15 protein-coding genes are annotated in these 19,897 nt (G+C 70.9%); 10 read left to right on the top strand and 5 right to left on the bottom strand.

The features are described 5' to 3' along the window. Window positions 1–770 precede the first annotated feature (770 nt). A complete protein-coding gene (locus ACWEFL_RS05195) occupies window positions 771–2,357 on the top strand; it encodes a serine/threonine-protein kinase (RefSeq protein ID WP_451707645.1) in 1,587 nt (528 codons plus the stop codon). A gap of 298 nt (window positions 2,358–2,655) precedes the next feature. Here the strand turns inward: ACWEFL_RS05195 and ACWEFL_RS05190 are convergent, their stop codons facing one another. After that, on the bottom strand, window positions 2,656–4,101 hold the full coding sequence (locus tag ACWEFL_RS05190; RefSeq protein WP_451707642.1) for a glyceraldehyde-3-phosphate dehydrogenase: 1,446 nt from the start codon (window positions 4,099–4,101) through the stop codon (window positions 2,656–2,658). A gap of 471 nt (window positions 4,102–4,572) precedes the next feature. Between ACWEFL_RS05190 and ACWEFL_RS05185 the strand changes: the two genes are divergently transcribed. Further along, a complete protein-coding gene (locus ACWEFL_RS05185) occupies window positions 4,573–5,136 on the top strand; it encodes an RICIN domain-containing protein (protein ID WP_451707640.1) in 564 nt (187 codons plus the stop codon). A gap of 191 nt (window positions 5,137–5,327) precedes the next feature. Here ACWEFL_RS05185 and ACWEFL_RS05180 read toward each other — a convergent pair whose 3' ends face one another. Beyond that, on the bottom strand, window positions 5,328–5,948 hold the full coding sequence (locus tag ACWEFL_RS05180) for a TetR/AcrR family transcriptional regulator (RefSeq protein ID WP_451707637.1): 621 nt from the start codon (window positions 5,946–5,948) through the stop codon (window positions 5,328–5,330). Window positions 5,949–6,105: 157 nt separating this feature from the next. Between ACWEFL_RS05180 and ACWEFL_RS05175 the strand changes: the two genes are divergently transcribed. The 3 genes from ACWEFL_RS05175 (at window position 6,106) to ACWEFL_RS05165 (ending at window position 11,379) form a co-directional block, all read left to right on the top strand. Then, on the top strand, window positions 6,106–7,125 hold the full coding sequence (locus tag ACWEFL_RS05175) for an aldo/keto reductase (protein WP_451707634.1): 1,020 nt from the start codon (window positions 6,106–6,108) through the stop codon (window positions 7,123–7,125). 12 nt (window positions 7,126–7,137) lie between these two features. After that, on the top strand, window positions 7,138–7,878 hold the full coding sequence (locus ACWEFL_RS05170; protein WP_451707631.1) for an SDR family NAD(P)-dependent oxidoreductase: 741 nt from the start codon (window positions 7,138–7,140) through the stop codon (window positions 7,876–7,878). A 123-nt stretch (window positions 7,879–8,001) separates the two neighbouring features. Continuing rightward, complete coding sequence (locus ACWEFL_RS05165; RefSeq protein ID WP_451707629.1) at window positions 8,002–11,379, top strand: S8 family peptidase; 3,378 nt, start codon at window positions 8,002–8,004, stop codon at window positions 11,377–11,379. A 364-nt stretch (window positions 11,380–11,743) separates the two neighbouring features. Here ACWEFL_RS05165 and ACWEFL_RS05160 read toward each other — a convergent pair whose 3' ends face one another. Further along, window positions 11,744–12,289 carry a maleylpyruvate isomerase N-terminal domain-containing protein gene (locus ACWEFL_RS05160; protein WP_451707626.1) on the bottom strand — a complete coding sequence of 182 codons (546 nt, stop codon included), beginning with the start codon at window positions 12,287–12,289 and terminating at the stop codon, window positions 11,744–11,746. 386 nt (window positions 12,290–12,675) lie between these two features. Here ACWEFL_RS05160 and panD point away from each other — a divergent pair, with 386 nt between their 5' ends. The 3 genes from panD to ACWEFL_RS05145 all read left to right on the top strand — a co-directional run bounded on the left by panD (window position 12,676) and on the right by ACWEFL_RS05145 (window position 14,243). Beyond that, entirely contained in the window at window positions 12,676–13,092 is a 417-nt protein-coding gene (gene panD, locus ACWEFL_RS05155; protein WP_451707623.1) for an aspartate 1-decarboxylase, read from the top strand. 81 nt (window positions 13,093–13,173) lie between these two features. Further along, on the top strand, window positions 13,174–13,524 hold the full coding sequence (locus tag ACWEFL_RS05150) for a GNAT family N-acetyltransferase (protein WP_451707621.1): 351 nt from the start codon (window positions 13,174–13,176) through the stop codon (window positions 13,522–13,524). Window positions 13,525–13,607: 83 nt separating this feature from the next. Next, window positions 13,608–14,243 carry an aspartate/glutamate racemase family protein gene (locus ACWEFL_RS05145; RefSeq protein ID WP_451707618.1) on the top strand — a complete coding sequence of 212 codons (636 nt, stop codon included), beginning with the start codon at window positions 13,608–13,610 and terminating at the stop codon, window positions 14,241–14,243. Window positions 14,244–14,728: 485 nt separating this feature from the next. Here ACWEFL_RS05145 and gndA read toward each other — a convergent pair whose 3' ends face one another. After that, window positions 14,729–16,171, bottom strand: a complete 1,443-nt coding sequence (gene gndA / locus ACWEFL_RS05140) for an NADP-dependent phosphogluconate dehydrogenase (protein WP_451707615.1) — start codon at window positions 16,169–16,171, stop codon at window positions 14,729–14,731. 308 nt (window positions 16,172–16,479) lie between these two features. Here gndA and ACWEFL_RS05135 point away from each other — a divergent pair, with 308 nt between their 5' ends. Then, complete coding sequence (locus tag ACWEFL_RS05135) at window positions 16,480–17,811, top strand: transglycosylase family protein (protein WP_451707613.1); 1,332 nt, start codon at window positions 16,480–16,482, stop codon at window positions 17,809–17,811. Here ACWEFL_RS05135 and ACWEFL_RS05130 read toward each other — a convergent pair. Continuing rightward, window positions 17,713–18,894: a DMT family transporter gene (locus ACWEFL_RS05130; protein ID WP_451707610.1), complete on the bottom strand. Its 1,182-nt coding sequence runs from the start codon at window positions 18,892–18,894 to the stop codon at window positions 17,713–17,715. The two genes, ACWEFL_RS05135 and ACWEFL_RS05130, sit on opposite strands and share 99 nt — an antisense overlap. A gap of 207 nt (window positions 18,895–19,101) precedes the next feature. On the opposite strand from ACWEFL_RS05130, the gene ACWEFL_RS05125 reads away from it, so the two are divergent. Beyond that, the gene (locus ACWEFL_RS05125) at window positions 19,102–19,890 is read left to right on the top strand and encodes an IucA/IucC family C-terminal-domain containing protein (RefSeq protein WP_451707608.1); all 789 of its coding nucleotides are present in this window, start codon (window positions 19,102–19,104) and stop codon (window positions 19,888–19,890) included. Window positions 19,891–19,897: the final 7 nt, after the last annotated feature.

The following is a 19,897-nucleotide window of genomic DNA, read 5'->3' as shown; positions in this document are numbered from 1 at the left end:
CGGGCCAGGGCCCCGGCCCCCGTCGGCCGCTCGGCGGACGGTTCCTGAGCCTCGGCCCGCTCCTCCGCGGAACGCGGCCCGAGCGGAGGAAGGGGCACCAGACGCCCGAACCGGGCCGGACGGATCTCGTGCGGAGGCGGGAACCGCCCCAGATCGGGATCCACGGGCAGGGCACGGCGCCACACCTCGGGAGCCGCCAAGACGCGCCCCCACGCACGCCCCACCCGGCGCAGCACACGCACCTGTTCCTCGTCCAGACTCGGCAACTGTTCGGCCGGGCCGGGCGGGCCGACCGCGCCGGGGCCTCGACGCCTGCGCGTATCCGCCACAGCACGCAGTGTCGCCGATGGCGGAAGACCGGAGCGGGACCGACATGGCCCAGGTGGCCCGCGGTCCCCCCACCGGGGCAGGGCCTTCGGCCCACGGTCCCAAGGCCGGCCGCGCGGCCCCTGGTCCGAAGCGGGAGACGGGAGGAACGGAAGCAGGGCCGCAGGCGGGCGCTCCGTGACTCCGACAGGATCGAGGGGGCTCGGCAGTACGTGTGCCGGTCGGCGCCGGCGCTTCTCGGGGGCGGGGACCGACGGTGCCGCCTTCTCCGTCTGCTCGCTCCGGGACAAGTTCCGTACCTGATTCCGCCTTCGCCGGGAATCCGCGTCAGGGCCGGTTCCGGGGGTGTTCGTGCGTACTAACATGGCGCGGTCCCGCAGCGTTGGCAGGGTCGGCGAGGTCTGCGGAGCCGGTGGGGTGTGTGGGGCGGGGGAGTGGTTGTGGTGGTGGGTGTGCTGGGTTCGGGGGATCCGGACCGGATCGGGGACTACCGCTTGCTGGGGCGGCTGGGCGAGGGGGGTATGGGCCGGGTGTATCTGGCCCGGTCGGTGCGGGGCCGGATGGTGGCGGTGAAGACGATCCGTGCGGAGTTCGCGCGGGTGGCGGATTTCCGGCGGCGTTTCGCGCGGGAGATCGACGCGGCGCGGAGGGTGGGGGGTGAGTGGACGGCTCCTGTTCTGGACGCTGATCCGGAGGCCGCGGTGCCGTGGGTGGCGACGGGTTTCGTGGCGGGGCCGGATCTGTACCGGACGGTGGCGGTGGAGTACGGGCCGCTGCCGGAGGCGTCGCTGTGGGGGCTGGCGTCGGGGCTGTGCCGGGCGCTGGGGGACATCCACGGTGCGGGGCTGGTGCACCGGGACCTGAAGCCGTCGAATATCCTGGTGACGATCGGCGGTCCGAGGGTGATCGACTTCGGGATCGTGCGTGCGCTGGAGGCTTCCACGGCCGGGGGGCTCACGGCGACGGGTTCGGTGGTGGGTTCTCCGGGTTTCATGTCGCCGGAGCAGATCCGGGGTGAGCCGCTGACCGGGGCGAGTGATGTGTTCAGTCTGGGTGCGGTGCTGGTGTTCGCGGCAACCGGCCGTCTCGCGTTCGGGACGGCGGACGCCGGTGTGCACGCGCTGATGTACCGGGTGGTCGCCGAGCCGCCGGATCTGACGGGGGTGCCCGAAGCGCTGGCCGGCCTGGTCGGGAGGTGTCTCGCGAAGGAGCCCGGTGACCGGCCCGGACTCGCGGAACTGCGGGCGCATCCGATGGCCGGCGGCGAGGTCACCGGCACCTGGCTGCCGCCGGAGGTCCTGGCGATGCTCGGCCAGGAAGCCGTCCGTCTCCTGGACAGCGAGGACCCCGGCAGCCCGATCCTCTCAACCGCACCCGCCCTCCCAGGCAGGCCACCGCCGTCCGCACCCGCTCTCCCGGACAGGCCGGCGGCGGCCCCGGAGGCATCCCCGCCGACCGCCACGGCGACACCGGCGCCAGTGCCCGGAGACGGTCCGGTGATGGACCCGGTGACGCCTGGCCGGTCGACGGACGGCGAACCCGCCGCGTATACGGCGGATCGGCCTTCGGCCACCATCCCCGAACTGCCCGCACCGGCCGCCGTGCCCGACCGGCGGCGGGGTCGGCGGAGGCGGCGTGCCGTTGTGGCTCTGGTCGCCCTCGGAGTGATCGGCGCCACGCTGATCGGTTTATGGCAGTGGGTTCAGAGCCAGTACTTCATCGGCGTGGACAGCGGTCGTGTGGCCGTCTACCAGGGTGTCAGCCAGAACCTCGGATGGATCTCCCTGTCCGAGAGGCGCGTGGTGTACCCGGAGATCGAAGTCAAGTACCTCCCCGAGTTCCAGCGCCGGAACCTCGAAGAGACGATCGCCGCGGACGACCTCGCCAGCGCCGTCGCTCGGGCCGAGAGCCTTGGCATCCAAGCGTCCGCGTGCAAGAAGGGTCTTGCGGACCGTGAGGGTGGAGGGAGCGGGGCTCCCTCCACCCTCACGGAGGAGGAAGCGCGGCTGCTCAACCTGTGCGAAGGGTGAGAGAACCGGCATGCCCTCCGGCGGCCCGTGCCGCTTCCACCTCTCCCCGCCCTCCTCGTCGCGACCGCTTCCGAACCGCGCGAGGCGTGCCCGCGTCCCAGGCGCACCCCGTGCCGCCCTGCCCACGGGGCGTACGCGCACGGAGCCCGCGGTCTGTCTCGTATGCCCGGCTCACCAGGACACTTCCGCTGCCGGTGGTGAAAGGCGGTGGGAGGGCGACCGGACGGCGGTCGGGATCGACTGCCGACCCCACCCGCCGTCCCGTCTGCCGGGATACCGGATCCGTGGCGCGCCGGTGTCAGTCCGTCGGGGCCGGATACGTCGGGTACTCCACGCCGGAGACGTGCTGGACGACCCGGATGACCTGGCAGGAGTAGCCGAACTCGTTGTCGTACCAGAGGTAGAGGATCGCGTTGTCGCCGTCGACCTTGGTGGCGCCGGCGTCGACGATCGAGGCGTGGCGCGAGCCGATGAAGTCGCTCGAAACCGCGTCGGGGGCGCTGGTGAAGTCGATCTGGCGCTTGAGCGGCGAGGTGAGCGACACCTTGCGGAGGTGGTCGAGGACCTCCTCGCGGGTGGTCTCGCGCGCGAGCCGCAGGCTGAGGATCGCTATCGAGACGTTCGGCACCGGAACGCGGATCGAGCTGCCGGTGATCTTCGCCTTGAGGTCGGGCAGCGCCTTGGCGACCGCGGAGGCGGCGCCGGTCTCGGTGATGACCATGTTGAGCGGCGCCGAACGGCCGCGGCGGTCCGCGCCGTGGTAGTTGTCCAGCAGGTTCTGGTCGTTGGTGAACGAGTGGACGGTCTCCACATGACCGCGGAGGACGCCGTACTCGTCGGCCATCGCCTTCAGCGGCGGGACGATCGCGTTGGTGGTGCAGGACGCGCAGGACAGGATCTGCTCGTCCGGTTTGATCATGTCGTGGTTGACGCCGTGGACGACGTTGGGGACGTCGCCCTTGCCGGGCGCGGTCAGGACGACCTTGGCGATACCGGGGCGGAGGTGCTTCGACAGACCCTCGCGGTCGCGCCACCGGCCGGTGTTGTCGATGAGGATGGCGTCCTTGATGCCGTACGCCGTGTAGTCCACCGACGTCGGGTCGTCGGAGTAGATCATCTTGATCTCGTTGCCATTGGCGACGATCTTGCCGTTCGCCTCGTCGACGCTGATCGTGCCCTGGAACTGCCCGTGGATGGAGTCACGGCGCAGCAGCGAGGCGCGCTTGACGATGTCCTGTCCGGCGCCCTTGCGGACGACGATGGCACGCAGCCGCAGTCCATTGCCGGAGCCGGCCTTCTCGATCAGCAGGCGGGCGAGGAGCCGGCCGATGCGGCCGAACCCGTAAAGGACGACGTCACGCGGCTCGCGGCGTGCGATCTTGTCGGCACCCGTGGCGCCGGCGACGGCCTCGGCGGTGAACTCCTCCACCGAGAGACCGCGGTCGTCGGCCTTGTAGGTCGCGGCGAGCATGCCGATGTCGATCTGGGAAGGGCCGAGATCGAGCGTGGCGAGAGCCTGGAGGAACGGCAGCGTCTCGGTGACCGAGAGCTCCTCTCCGGCGATCTGGCGGGCGAACCGGTGGGTCTTCAAAATGCTGACCACCGACTTGTTCACCAAGGAGCGGCTGTGAAGCAGGATCGTGACATCCCGCTCCCGGTGCATCTTCCCGATCATCGGGATCATCGACTCCGCGATTTCCTCGCGGGTTTTCCAGTTGGTGAACGAGTCCTCAGTGACAGTCACAGGTATATCTTTCGAGCTAGGCGGCGCTCACATGCTAACCCTCCGCTATTTTGATCTTTCATCCGGACCACCTGGCGGAGTGCGGTGAGCCGGCCCGAGGCCGCATGGGTGCGGGGACGGCAGCCCGGACGGAGGCACGCCGCGTGATCCGGGAGCCGTTCGCATCCCGGCCGTCCGCCACGATGCGAGCCGTTCGAAGGCCCGTCGACAGGGCCCCGGCAAGGCCCCGGCCCGCACCCACGGTCCGCTCGCCCTACCTGGCCTGCCCCCATACAGGTGACCGCGCGGAACCAAACGTGGGTGAGGGGTGACTCCCTCCGCGGAAGGGGGGCGTGCGGAGGCATATCGCATATCCCGGACGCCTCCGGTGGCACCCGAGGTCCCGCCCGATCGCATGACTGCATTCAGTAGCGTCCCGATCACGGAAAGAGACGACGCTGCCGCTGTGCGGCAGCGGGATCGGAGGCGAACATGAAATCGTTCAAGCGGTTGGCCGTGGGCCTGGGAGCCGTCGCCGTCGGCGCGGGGCTCATGTCGAGCCCGGTCAGCCCGGCGGTCGCAGGCGAGTCGGCGAAAGCGGCGCCCCGGTCGATCGTCGCCCAGCAGTTCACGCTCCGGCTGGCAAGCGACCCGCGCCAGGTCGCCAATGTGCGGGGAGCCGCCGTGGAGGACGGTGTCCCGATCATCCAGTATCCGTGGTCGGGCGCGACCAACGAGCGCTGGGAAGCGGATTCGGCTCTGGGGGGCTACTACCGGTTCAAGTCCGTCAGCAGTGGCAAGTGCCTCAACGTCAGCGGAGGCGGCACCGCCAACGGCGCCCAGGTCATCCAGTACACCTGTGGCAGCGACGACAACGAGCTGTGGAAGTTCGTGCCCAAGGGCATCGGCTACCAGGTCGTCGTCAAGTCCAGCGGCAAGTGCCTCAACGTCTCGGGAGGAGTGGGCGTCGGACGTTCCCTCATCCAGTACGACTGCACCGCTCAGGGCGCGCCCAATGACGTCTGGCTGCCCGTCTGGGAACCCGACAACCTCTGACCCTCGTCCCGCATAGCGGCCCGCCCCCCGTCGGTCCCGAACGCGCGCCACCCCACGGCCCTGGCCGGAGAGTGGGTACGCGGCGGACCGGCGGGGGCTTCGTGTCATGTCGGGCCCCCGCCCTACCGAACCGGCGGGCTCTCGCCCGTTCGAGATCCCTCGGTCGAGACCTGCGTCGGTCGAGACCCGCGTCACCCGTCCGCGACCTCCCGGGGCGGGACATCGTGCGGGAGGCGCAGTCCTGCGATGAGGATTTCGGTCAGGCGATGCGCGTCGTAGCCGGAATCGCCGTCCGCGCCGATGCAGAGGTTGCCGACTCCGCGCATGAGTTCGTAGGCACTGATGTCGGAGCGGATCTCTCCCTCGGCTGCCGCGGCTTCGAGCAGCTGGGCGCAGACGGGCACGAGGCGGTCGAGGAAGTAGGCGTGCAGCGTGTCGAAGGCGGCGTCGTCGGACTGGAGCACCGCGGCGAGGCCGTGCTTGGTGACCAGGAAGTCGACGAAGAGGCCGATCCACCGTCCCAGTGCGGCATGAGGGGTCGGGTCGGTCGCCAGGAGCGTCGGACCGGCCTCGGCGCAGGCGTCGACCTGATGCCGGTAGACGGCGATGATGAGGTCCGCTCGTGTCGGGAAGTGGCGGTAGATCGTGCCCAGCCCGACGCCGGCCCTGGTCGCGATGTCACGAACGGGCGCTTCCACGCCCGACGTGACGAAGACCGCGGCGGCCGCGTCGAGCAGGGCCGCCTTGTTGCGCCGGGCGTCCTTCCGTTGGGGCTGGGCCGTGCGCTCCGCGCCCTGGTCGCTGTCGTTCACCGCGCTCCTTCGCCGTCATCACACTTGCCAAAGCGGAACAGTGTTCCGTATCGTTCTGGAACGAGGTTCCGTTTTGCTCATGATGTCAGAGCGGGAGCCTGGCATCCAAGCCACCCATCGCCACCACGTTCCACCCGCAATGAGGAGACGCACGGTTATGGAGTACCGCAATCTGGGCCGCACCGGTGTGCAGGTCAGCACCCTCGCGCTGGGCGCGATGAACTTCGGCAGGATCGGGCGCACCACCCAGGACGAGGTCACCGCCATCGTCGACGCCGCCCTTGAGGCCGGGATCAACCTGATCGACACCGCGGACGTGTACAGCGGCGGCGAGTCGGAAGAGATGGTCGGCAAAGCCGTCGCCGGCCGCCGCGAGGACATCGTGCTGGCCACCAAGGCGAGCCTGCCGATGGGCGACGAGCGCAACCGTCAAGGCGGTTCGCGCCGCTGGCTGGTCACCGCACTGGACGACAGCCTGCGCCGACTCGGTGTGGACCACGTCGATCTCTACCAGATCCACCGCTGGGACCCCCGCACCGGCGACGAGGAGACGCTGTCGGCCCTGACCGATATGCAGCGCGCGGGAAAGATCCGTTACTTCGGCTCCTCGACCTTCCCCGCCTACCGCATCGTGCAGGCACAGTGGGCCGCCCGCGAGCACCGCCTGAGCCGCTATGCCACGGAACAGCCCAGCTACTCGATCCTGCAACGCGGGATCGAGACCCACGTCCTGCCCGTGACCGAGGAGTACGGGCTCGGTGTGCTGGTGTGGAGCCCGTTGGCCTCGGGCTGGCTGTCGGGCGCGATACGCGAGGGCCGGGAGATCACCGGCCACCGCTCGGCGTTGATGCCGCAGCGCTTCGACGTCACCGTTCCCGCCAACCGGGCCAGGCTCGAAGCCGTCGAACGGTTGGCCGAGGTCGCCGACGAGGCCGGCCTGACCATGATCCAGCTCGCGCTCGGATTCGTGACCGCGCACCCCGGAGTGACCGGCGCGCTCATCGGCCCCCGCACGCTGGACCACCTGCACGCGCAACTCGCCGCCGCGGAAACCGTGCTCTCCGCCGACGTACTCGATGCGATCGACGCCATCGTGGCTCCCGGCACCGACCTGGCCGCGCACGAGAAGAACGACACTCCGCCCGCGCTGCTCGACCCGTCCCTGCGGCGCCGCTGATCGACCGTACGGATGGCCGCCGACGTCCTCGCGCGCTACGGCCGGGTGGACGTGCTCGTGAACAACGCCGGACGTACCCAGGTCGGAGCGTTCGAGGAGACCACCGACGGGGAACTGCGCGACCTGTTCGAACTGCATGCGTTCGGCCCGGCGAGGCTGCCCCGGGCGTTGCTGCCGCGGATGCGGGAGCAGGACAGCGGGTCGATCGTGAACATCAGCAGTTTTGGCGGACAGCTGTCCTTCGCCGGCTTCTCCGGGTACAGCGCGACCAAGGCGGCGCTGGAGCGACTGTCGGAGGGCCTGGCCGACGAGGTGGACCCCTTCGGCATCAAGGTGCTGATCGTGGTACCCGGCGCGTTCCGCATCAATCTGTTCGGCAGAGGCACGGCCTACTTCTCCGAAGAACACCCGGCGTACGAGGAGAAGGCGGGTGCCACCAGGAAGCGGGTGCGGGAGGGCGACGCCGCCCAGCCCGGAGACCCGGCGAAGGTCGCCACAGCGATCGGCCTGGGCATCACCAGCAGTCCGCGCCGGAGCCCGGCCCGTACGTCACGCGGCAGGCGAACGTCGCATGACCCGGAAGGCGAAACCGAAGAGCCCTCCATGGCTGCTGACACGAGCCCGGCGCACGCCGGCCGGGCGATGACGCCGACCAGACGCGCCGCGACAGTATCCAGAGCGCCATCGCATGGTTCACCGCGGACCGATTCCGCACCCTCTAGGCCCAACATGCCACTTCCGCAACGCTATTGATCACCCGTTACACGCTCGGCATACTTCGGGTTCCGGGGAGGGGGATACCAACAGACTTCCGAGTCGTCCCCGGCCGGAGGAACGAATCCCGTTCCACCGTGTGACCAGTCTCCAGGGGGAGATTTGCGCGGACAAGTGAAGAAGGCGTGCGTCGCCACCGTCGCCGCGGCAGCGGCCGTGGCGCTGACAACGGGACTGACCAGCCCGATGTCGGCGGCGGAGGAGCGCACGGGCAACCAGTCACCCGCGGGCGGCGACGCCCCGGGCAAGGGGCGGCCGGGGCCGGGTCCCCAGCAGCGTCTCACGCTGATCACCGGTGACCGCGTCGTGATCGACGCGAAGGGCCGGGTCGCCAGGATCGAGCCGGGCGAGGGCCGGAAGAACATACCCATACAGACCCAGACCCACGGCGGGCGCACCTACACGGTGCCCTACGACGCCCGGCAGTTGATCGCCGAGGGTCGGCTGGACCGGCGGCTCTTCGACATCGAGGAGTTGCGCAAGGCGGCGAACCTCCGGGGCGGCGGCAACGGCCTCCGGGCCATCGTCGGCTACGGCGGGGACGCGGCCGGGCGGGCCCGGACGGAGGTGCGCGGCACGGGCGGTACCCAGGTGCGGCGTGCCCTGGGGGCGCTGAACGCGGACGCGATCTCGACGCCGCGGCAGGACGCCGGGGAGCTGTGGTCCGCGCTCACCCGCACCCGTGGCGGCGGCGCGCGGACCACGGCGTCCGGGATCAGCCGGATCTGGCTGGACGGAGTCCGCCGGGCCACTCTGGACCGGAGCACCGCGCAGATCGGCGCTCCCAAGCTGTGGAATCGGGGCATCGAGGGACAGGGCGTCACGGTCGCCGTACTGGACACCGGTATCGACGACACCCATCCGGATCTGCGGACCCAGGTGGTCGGGGCGAAGAACTTCACCTCGTCCCCCGACACCAAGGACCGCGACGGGCACGGCACGCATGTCGCCTCCACCGTGGCGGGCACGGGTGCCAAGTCGGGCGGCAAGTACAAGGGCGTCGCGCCCAAGGCCAAGCTGCTCAACAGCAAGGTGCTGGACGACAATGGCGCCGGCGAGGACTCCGGCATCATCGCCGGCATCGACTGGGCCGTGGCCCAGGGCGCCCAGATCCTGAATCTCAGCCTCGGCGGGGGAGACACCCCGGAACTCGACCCGCTGGAGGCCCATGTCAACAAGGTGACGGCGGAGAAGGGCGTCCTGTTCGCGATCGCGGCGGGCAACTCCGGCCCGGGGTCGGGGACGGTCAACTCGCCCGGCAGTGCGGACGCCGCGCTCACCGTCGGAGCGGTCGACGACCAGGACAGGCTGGCCGATTTCTCCAGCGTCGGCCCGCGCGCGGGCGACGGCGCCGTCAAGCCGGACGTCACCGCGCCCGGGGTGGACACCACCGCCGCCGCGGCCGACGGCAGTACCATCGCCCGGCAAGTGGGGCAGAACCCGCCGGGGTACATGTCCATCTCCGGTACGTCGATGGCCACTCCACATGTCGCGGGCGCCGCCGCGCTGCTGAAGCAGCAGCATCCGACGTGGCGGCCCGCGGAGCTGAAGGGCGCGCTCGTCGCCTCCGCGGAAGGCGGCCCCTATTCGGTGTTCCAGCAGGGGTCGGGCCGTGTCTCCGTCGACAAGGCGGTCGGCCAGCGGGTGATCGCCGAGCCGGTGTCGTTGGGCTTCGGGGTGCAGCAGTGGCCGCACACCGACGATCTGCCCGTCACCAAGAAGATCACGTACCGCAACCTCGGCACCCAGGACGTCACGCTCGATCTGACGGTCACCGGCACCGGCCCGCAGGGCAGGCCCGCACCGGCCGGGTTCTTCACGGTCGGCACCCCCCGGGTGACGGTCCCGGCCGGAGGCACGGCGACCGCCGATGTCACGGTCAACACCCGTCTCGGCGGCACGGCCGACGGGGCCTACTCGGCCGTGGTCGTGGCGACCGGCGGCGGCCAGACCGTACGCACGGCGGCGTCGGTGGACCGTGAGATCGAGTCGTACGACGTCACATTCCGGCACATCGGACGCGACGGCAAGCCGAGCGAGAAGATGCTGAGCACCGTGGCACAGCCCGGCGGGAACCCCGCCCACTACGTTTCCGACCCTTCCGGCACCGCCACGGTGCGGTTGCCCAAGGGCCGCTTCATCGTGGACACCACGCTGGCCGCCGATCCGCTGGACTCCTCCAAGGGCTTCGACTGGCTGGTCCGTCCCCGGCTGGACGTCACCAGGAACATGACGCTCACCGTGGACGCCAGGGCCGCCAAGCCGGTAGACATCCGCGTGCCGGCCGCCAACGCCCGGCAGACAGTCGCCTCGGCCTACTACGAGGTCAACGACCCCGCCGACAACATTGTCAACTGGCTCCATTTCGACTCGTTCAAGAACATCCGCACACAGCACCTCGGCCCGCAGATCACCGACGGATCGCTGTCCCAGACCTGGACCGCGCAGTTCATGAGCGGGCCGTCCACCGAGTACGACGTCTCCTTCGGCGGCAAGACGAAGCAGCTGGCCACCGGCCTCACCAAGCGTTTCACGGCAAACGAGTTCGCCACCGTGAAGGCCGGTCTCGGCTCGTCGGCGAAGACGCCCGGCAAGGAAGGCGAGCTGCAGACTCAGGGAACTCTGCCCGGCATCGGGTTCTCGGTCCCGGGCGCCACGCGGGTCCGCCTGCCCGGAACGCGGACCGTGCACCTGTCCACCGGTGACGGGGTCCAGTGGGAATTCCAGTACTTCCAGCTCACCGGGCGGAACCCCGGTGATCGGACGCTCTTCGATGCCTACTACTCCATTCCGTTGAAGGTCTACCGGGCAGGGAAGACGTACAGCGAGACCTTCAACACCGCCGTCCACGCGCCCGCCCTCAGCCCGGGGACCGGGATCTTCCGCGAGGGCAACCAGCTCTGGGGCGATCTGCCGGTCTTCGCCGACGGGCAGGGGCACACCGGTTACTCGGACTACGCGTCCGTGCGGACCACGCTGCACCGGGGCACGACGAAGGTCGGCCAGAACGATGATCCGCTGATCGGCGCCGAGAAGTTCACGGTAGGGGCCCCGGCGGCGACGTACACGCTGAAGACCTCCGTCACGCGTGCGGCCGCGGTGGCCGCCGCCGCGAGCCGGATCGACGCGAGCTGGACCTTCCGGTCCGCCAAGCCCGCGGGCGACACTCCGGTGAAGGTGCCGGCCTCCGTGGCGCGGTTCGGCGCGAAGACCGGACTCGACAGTACGGCCAAGGCGGGCGCGACACAGCTCGTGCCGGTGACGGTGCAGGGCCCGGCGGCGGGCCGGAACCTGAAGTCGCTCACGGTCCATGTGTCGTACGACCTCGGCAAGACCTGGAAGAAGCTCACCGTGAAGAAGGGCGAGGTCACGGTGCGGAATCCGGCCAAGGGCAAAGGAGTGTCGCTCCGGGCGGCCTTTGAGGACAAGCAGGGGCACAAGGGGGCGGTGACGGTCTACAACGCCTACTTCGGCAAGTAGTAGACGCACAACACCTCGGGGCGGCCCCGCGGTGACCACACCGTCGTGTTCGGCGCCGTCCGTGACGCCCACACCCACGACGGCGTGCCGCTCGGGTTCTACGCAGGCAAGTTCAGCGATGTCCACCAGCACGGCCAGGAGACCGAGCACTGGTTCTTCTGATCCGGGAAAGTCCGCTCCCCGCGCCACGCGGGCTCTCGCTCGGAGGCGTTGGACGCTGCGGGCATCGGGGTCCCTGGCCGCTTGGAGCATTCCCCGGCACCGACAGCCATCATGGTGGCGTCCGCCACCGGTACGAGTAGGCCGACGACGGCGGGCCCTGGGACGGCGCATACTCCAGGGCCCGCTGTCCCTTTGACCGCGGTCACGTCGTGGTGGCCGGGCCGAACCCGGTCAAGGGCGGGCTCTCGGGCAGCCGCATCACCTCGCCCGCCCAGTGCGCGTCGGTCAGTTCCCGTGCCACTTCCGCGAAGCGGGCGGCTGCCGTGGACAGCCGCTGCCGGAGTTCGCCCGGGCCCTGTGCGGCCAGTTCCTCGATGTCGTGGTCACGGGCCTCGCCGGACGCGTAGACCGGAACCGTCCGCCCGCTGAGCAGCCCGTCGAGGGCGCGGGCCAGACCTTCGCCGTTGAGTGCGAGATGGGCCACCACATGGGCCCGGGTCCAGCCGGGGAGGACCGAGGCCGCCGACCAGTCGGCGGCGCTCAGCGCCTCGACCGTGCGGGCTGCTCTCAGATCGTCGTCAGCGATGAACGCGAGCTGTGGCTCGTTGCGCATGGGCCGATTCTGTCTGGTGGGACGGGCACTCGCCAGGGGCAGCAGGTAGCCGTCCACGATCCACTGGAGTTGCGACACGGAGGCGTCGAGGCAGGCACGCAGCGCCGCCCCCGACCACATCACAGCTGCGGCCACTCAGAGTCTTGTTCGGCCGTGGGTGCCGCCTCCCTAGGTCGGGCAGAAGGGGCTTGGGTCAGCTGATCCATGGCGGTGCGCGGCCCGGCTCCCGCTCGACCGCCTCCGTTCATGACCGCCGCCCAGGCCGCCGGAGTGACAGTGATCACCGACGCCCTTCGGAGGGTGCCGCGTAGGCTTGTGCCGTCGTCGGGGTGGGGTCCGGGGGAGTGGGTGAAGCTCTCCCGCAACCGCCTGACGATGCGTCAGGAAAGTCGGCGAGTGGTCAGTATGAATCCTGAGAGACTTGGGGAACGCTGCCCGAACCTGCGACTCGTTGTAAGGTGAGGCTATCGCCCTTGACCTGCAAAAACGCAGGCAGGGAGCCTACCTTCCGGAGTGCCCCGATGCTGCGCACCATGCTCAAGTCCAAGATCCACCGCGCCACCGTGACCCAGGCCGATCTCCACTACGTCGGATCCGTGACCGTCGACGCCGACCTGATGGCGGCGGCGGATCTTCTGCCGGGCGAGCTGGTGCACATCGTGGACATCACGAACGGCGCACGGCTGGAGACGTATGTCATCGAGGGCGAGCGCGGCTCCGGAGTCATCGGGATCAATGGGGCCGCCGCGCATCTCGTCCACCCCGGTGACCTGGTGATCCTGATCAGTTACGCCCAGGTCGACGACGCCGAGGCGCGCGCGACGGTACCCCGTGTCGTCCATGTCGACGCGGAGAACCGTATCGTCGAGCTGGGCTCGGACGCCTCCGCGCCCGTACCCGGCGGCCGCGCCGAGCGCAGCCCGCACGCGGTGAGCTGAGCCCTCGGCCCGGCCACCCGTTCCCGCGACGATCCGCACGATCCGCCGTTTCCGCCCGTACGACCGAAGGAGCAAGCCGTCATGTCCGACAAGCCCGAGTACGACATCCGTGACCAGCGGGCGAAGGGCCTGCTGGAGGCGTACGAGGACGGCCGGGTCACCGGACGCATCGCCTACTTCGTACTGGACCAGGACCCCGCCGCGCTGGTCGCGGTGCACACGGTGGTCGAGCCGGGGCACGAGGGGAAGGGGATCGCCGGCGCTCTCGTCCGTGAGTTCTACGCGATGGCCGACAGGGAGGGCGTCCCCGTCGTCCCGCTCTGTCCGTACGCCGCCAAGTGGGCCGAGCGGCACCCGGACGAGGCGCCCGTCGCGCCCGCGGCGCTGGTCGAGGCGGCGAAGAAGCAGCTGAGGGCGAATCCCCTCGGGTGAGCCCCGGAGCGAGAGCGTCGTGTCGCCCCGGCCGGGCGGCACGACAGCCCGTCCGGCGCACGCCCGCCGACTACCGTTCCCCCATGCTCGTCCTCCTGCACACCTCCCCGGTCCACATCCCGGTCTTCGACGCTCTGCGCGATCAGGACCATCCGGGCGCCGCACTGCGCCATCTCGTGCGCGAGGACCTGCTCGCCCGTGCCGTCGAGGAAGGGCCCGACGCCGTCGCACCGGCTGTCGCGGACGTCCTGACGCGGGCCGTCGCCGACGGCTCGGGAGCCGTCCTGTGCACCTGCTCGACGATCGGCGCGGTCGCCGAGGCGCTCGCCCCCGGACTGGGCGTACCGGTGCTCAGGGTCGACCGGCCGATGGCCGCCACCGCCGCGAGGTCCCGGCGGATCGTGGTGATCGCGGCGCTGCGCGGAACACGGGAGCCGACCGAGGCCCTGATCCGCGAGGAAACCGCGGGGCGGGAAGGCGTCGAACTGCGGACGGTCCTGGTGGAGGAGGCATGGGAGCGCTTCCTGGCCGGTGACCGCGACGGGTACCTCGACGCCGTCGCGTCCGCCGCCGACGCCGTACGGGACGCCGAGGTGATCGTTCTCGCCCAGGCATCGATGGCGGACGCCGCCGACCGTACGACCACGGCCGTACCGGTGCTGTCCAGCCCCCGGTCCGGTCTGCGCGCGGCCATGGCGGTGAGCGGAGGCGCTCGCTGACACGCTCGGCACGACGGGCACCGCCGCCCGTGTGGGCCGGGCACCCGCCCGGCCCGGCTTTCCCGCCCGAACGCGACCCATGGTGTGTGGATCCCGCGAGCGGGGGAACGCGGACGGGGAGACAGTGGGAACGCACCGACTCCGCACCTTGGAGGTCAGGCATGACCCAGCCCCCTGTACCGCCCTCACCCGTGCCGACGCCGGGACCGCCCGGTCCGACGCCGAGCCCGGTCCCCGAGCCCGTACCCCCGCCCCCGCCAGGCCCCGCGCCCGCGCCGGGACCGGCGCCGGACCCCATTCCGCGGCCACCGACGCCCGGCCCCGAACCGACGCCGGAGCCGGAACCCGCACCGGGCCCGGTCTGACAGCGCCCGGAGCCGCAACCGGAGCCGGAGTCCGCCCGGCAACGGGTGCCCGCCTCGGAGCCGTCCTGACGCGGGCCGGTTCCGGGCGCGGACCGGCCGCGCCCGGAACCGGAACGAACGTCAGCCGGACGCGATCTCCGAGCGGTCACCGCCCCAGAGGGTGTGGAACGAGCCCTCCCGGTCGGTCCGCCGGTAGGTGTGCGCGCCGAAGAAGTCCCGCTGCCCCTGGGTGAGGGCGGCCGGCAGCCGCTCCGCCCGAAGGGCGTCGTAGTACGCGAGAGCCGCCGAGAAGCCCGGCGTCGGCACGCCCTGCCGGGCGGCCGTCGCCACCACCTCGCGCCAGTCGTCCTGCGCCGCGCCGATCTCCGCCGCGAACTGCTTGTCCGACAGCAGGCTCGGCAGATCGCGCTGCGCGTCGTACGCCTCGCGGATCCGGTCCAGGAAGACCGCCCGGATGATGCAGCCGGCCCGCCAGATCGACGCCACCGAGCCGAGGTCGATGTTCCAGTCGTACGCCTCGCTGCCGGCCTGGATCTGGTGGAAACCCTGGGTGTACGACACGATCTTGGACGCGTACAGCGCCTGCTCGACGCGGTCGGCGAACCGGCTCGCCTCTTCCTCGCCGAGCGCCGAGGTCGACGGGCCGGGCAGCCCCCGCGACGCGCCGCGCAGATCCGCGTGCCCCGACAGCGAACGCGCGAAGACCGCCTCCGCGATGCCGGAGACGGGAACGCCCAGATCGAGCGCGATCTGCACGGTCCAGCGGCCGGTGCCCTTCTGCTCCGCCTGGTCCGTCACGATGTCGACGAACGGCTTTCCCGTCGCCGCGTCCGTGTGCGCCAGCACCTCCGCGGTGATCTCGATGAGATACGAGTCGAGACGGCCCGTGTTCCAGGCGCGGAAGGTCTCCGCGATCCGCGCGGGGGAGTACCCGGCCACCGAGCGCAGCAGATGGTACGCCTCGGCGATCAGCTGCATATCGGCGTACTCGATGCCGTTGTGCACCATCTTCACGAAGTGACCCGCGCCGTCCGGGCCGATGTGCGCGACCGTCGGTGCGCCGTCGTGCGCCCTCGCGGCGATCTTCTCCAGCAGCGGCCCCAGCGAGGCGTACGACTCGGCCGAGCCGCCCGGCATGATGCTCGGCCCGTGCAGAGCGCCCTCCTCGCCGCCCGAGATGCCCACGCCCACGAAGTGGATGCCGCGCGCCCGGAGTTCCTTCTCGCGGCGGCGGGTGTCGGCGAAGTGGGCGTTTCCGCCGTCGATGATGACGTCGCCCTCCTCCAGTAGCGGTGCGAACTCCTGGATCACGGCGTCCGTCGGCTCGCCCGCCTTGACCATGATGACCAGGCGTCTCGGGCGCTCCAGTGCCGCGACGAACTCCTGTGCGGACTCGGCCCCGATGAAACGGCCCTCGTCACCGAACTCCTCGACCAGCTCCCGTGTCCTGGCCTCCGTACGGTTGTGCACGGCGACCGTGAAGCCGTTGCGGGCGAAGTTCCGGGCCAGATTGCGGCCCATCACCGCGAGTCCCGTGACACCGATCTGGGCTGTACCACTCATTCGTGCTCCTGGAAGTCCGTCGGAAGTCCGTCTCCGCCCCCACTCATACGTACGGGCGGCCTCAGCCATTCATCGATCGGCGAGGCCGAGGAGTTCCCGGAAGTTCCCGGTCTCGCCTGAAGTGCACCCCCACGGGCGCGTCGGAAACCGGGGCCCATACGGCGCATTCGCCCCCTGTGCCTCGGTGCGCGGGGAGTGAGCACTTGTCATCATCCGGACCCAGCGTCTAGGTTGACCGCTTGGTACGTGACCTTTCCGTGATCTGAAGTTTCTGTGAACCGACCGTCCTGCTCAATGGGGGATTCCATATGGCCGCAACCGGGCGACACCGCCGATACCAACCGAGCCGCATCAATCGCGCCTCACTCACGGTGACCGCGGGCAGCGCCGGTATGGCTCTGCCGCTCATCGGCGCGGGGACCAGCGAGGCGGCGTCCGTGGACGTCTGGGAGAAGGTCGCGGCCTGCGAATCCACCAACAACTGGGACATCAACACCGGCAACGGCTACTACGGCGGGCTCCAGTTCAGCCAATCCACCTGGGAGGCGTACGGCGGCCGGGAGTACGCCCCGCGCGCGGATCTCGCCAGCAAGGACCAGCAGATCGCGGTAGCCGAACGGGTCCTCGAGGGGCAGGGCCCCGGCGCCTGGCCCAGCTGCTCGGTCCGTGCCGGGCTCACCCGGGGCGGGGACTCGCCCGACATCTCGCCCGAACGGGGCTCCGCCAAGGACGACGGCAAGAGCGCGCAGGGCGAGCACCGGGCGAAGCAGGCATCCCCGAAGCAGTCGGCCCCTCAGCGGTCCGCACCCCGGAAGCACCAGCAGAAGCAGTCGAAGGCGACTCCGACCACGGTGCCGACCCAGCGCGAGGGCTACACCGTGGGCCGCGGCGACTCGCTCTCCGGGATCGCGGCGGCGAAGGACGTCCAGGGCGGCTGGCAGAAGCTGTACGCGCAGAACCGCGAGGTCGTCGGCTCCGACCCCGATCTGATATACCCCGGCCAGCGGCTCGTCCTGCGGATGAAGGCACCCCAGCACCGCCCGTCGACCGCCGCACCGGGGACCGAGCGGGAGCGGACGGTCCCCGCGACCCCGCGTCAGGCCCCCAAGGCACCCGAACGCACCGCCCCGAAGGCACCGGAGAAGGAAGCCCCCAAGGCGCTCAAGAAGGCGGCCCCCAAGCCGAAGAAGCAGGCTGCCGAACCGGCACGGGCCGCGAGGTCCACCGTCTCCCGGTCAGGGCTCAGCGCACCCGTCGAAGCCTCCACCGGAACCCCGTACCGCAAGTCGGGATCCGCCTGGTCCAGCGGCTACCACACCGGAGTCGACTTCCCCGTGCCCACCGGCACATCCGTCAAGGCGGTCGCCTCCGGGCTGGTCGTCTCCGCGGGCTGGGGCGGATCGTACGGCTATCAGGTCGTGATCCGGCACACCGACGGCAAGTACAGCCAGTACGCGCACCTGTCGGCCGTCAGCGTGCGCTCCGGCCAGTCGGTCGACAGCGGCCAGCGGATCGCCCGCTCGGGATCCACGGGCAACAGCTCAGGACCGCATCTCCACTTCGAAGTCCGGACAGGTCCGGGGTACGGGTCCGACATCGACCCCCTCGCCTACCTCAGGTCGGGCGGCGTCTCGCTCTGAGCTTCTCGTCCGGCTCTCCGGAGAAAGGCACTCCCGAGCCCTGGCTTCCCGAGCCCGGCCCCCCGGGGAACGGCTCTCCGGAAATCGGCCCTTCTGCGGCACGCCGGCCGCGGAAGGGTCCGACGGCGAGCGGACCTCGGCCGGGCGATGTCCCGGCCCCGCGGGGTCCGTCGGAGTCGGCGTTCCGGACGGCGCGAGGATCTCGGGCGACCGCAGGTCCCCCGCGGGCGATTCGCCCGCTCCCGACTGCCTGCGCGAGGCGGCGAGCCGCTCCGTCGTCAGCAGGACGAGCCCCGAGGCCGCCAGGACCCCGAAGGCGGGCGCCAGTACGGTGCCCAGGATCCCGTACCGGAAGCCCTCGCCGAACATGGTGATGCCGACGGCCGCGGCCACCACCGGATTGACCACCGTGACCGTGGCCAGCGGAGCCGCGAGCCCCGCACCCCGGTACGACGCCTGGGAGAGCAGCAGTCCGCCGACGGCCAGCACCGCCACCGCGATCATGCTCGACCACTGGGCCAGCGGCTGCGACCAGATCCAGTCCACCACGACGGTCTTGGTGAACACCGAGGCGATGCCGAACGCCACTCCCGCGGACGCGGCCAGCAGCACACTGCGCAGAACGGGCCGGTGAATCGTCTGCGCCACCAGGAAGATCAGCGCGACGACCCCGAAGGTCGCCGCCGCGAGAACCCCACGCTGACCGGTGCCCAGAGAGTGCGCGCCGGCGTCCCCGCTCAGCGCCAGCAGCCCCGCGAGCCCGACCGTTGCCAGGATCGCGCCCTGCCACGCGGCGGCACCGGCCCTCCGCCGTACGAAGATCGCGGCCATCGGCAGCGCGAACACGATCGTCAGAGCCCCCAGCGGCTGGACCACGCTCAGCGGCCCGTAGGCCAGGGCGACCACATGCAGCAGCGCGCCGACGCCGTTCAGGGAGACGGCCAACCACCACCCGGCGTGGTGCAGGGGAGCGTACGGCCGGGCGGGCGTGGACGCGGCGACACGCTCCTGCACGATCGCCCCGGCCGCATAGGCGACCGCGGAGACCAGAGACAGAAGCACCGCCAGCATGAGGGAACTCATAGAGACCACGATCTCTCTGTTCCGCGCCCGCGTCGTCGTCCTTGAGCAGGGATTTGTTCGTACTGCCGACGGAGTACGAACGTAAGCCTAAAGTCCTATGCCCGGCTGTCGGCCAGGTCAGCGGAGGTGGGCGAGCGGGCCGACCGGGATACGGTGACCGGCGGGGAACCGAGGCGACTGACACGCGACAGGACGGTGAGCGGGGGCATGGACCTGCGGGATCAGGCTTCGATCGGCGGATTCTTCGCCCTGCGGACCGCGACGCCGGACCCGCGGCACGACCGTGACCCCGGCCGTGACCGTGCGGAGAGCCCAGGCGGCCAGGTGGCTGCCCCTGACATCACTCAGGGGCAGCCGCTCGCACGGCTCTACGCGGGCGAGGACGCGCCCCTCACGCTCCGTGTCGACACCGTCGCCGCCCGGCTCGGCGCGTCCGAGCGTCGCGTCGCCGCCTCCATCGCCCAGCTGGGGCTCGCCGCCCGGCTCTGGTCCATCGCCCTCGGCTCGGCCGCGCTGACCGGACGACTGCCCGAACTGGACCCCGAACGCCTCCACTGGGCCCCGGAACGCGGCTCGCCCGACGATCTGCTGCTGACCCGGCCGCGCTCGGTGCCCGCCGACGCCGCCGCGATCAGACGGACCGTGCAGTACGGCCATCTGGCGCCGCTCGCCGAAGCCTTCCGCCGGGACACGGGGATCTCCCCCCGACTGCTGTGGGGCAACGCGGGCTCGGCGCTCGCCGGAGCCGTACGCGAGATCCACTCCTGGTCGCACCGCGAGGGCAGACCCGAAGTCGCCGGGCGGGCGAGCGCACTCGCCGCCGAACTCTTCGCCCACCCCGATCTGTCCGGCACCGTCGAAGGACCCCGGATGCGCCGCACCAGCTGCTGCCTGTACTACCGCGCGGGCGGCGGGCTCTGCGGCGACTGCGTCTTCGACCGCCCGCCCGGCGGCCCGCCCCGGACGCAGTCTTCCCCGCAGCCCCCCGGTGGGTGACCATCGA

Source organism: Streptomyces sp. NPDC004838, assembly GCF_053600955.1.
This window is presented reverse-complemented; position numbering and strand designations above follow the sequence as displayed.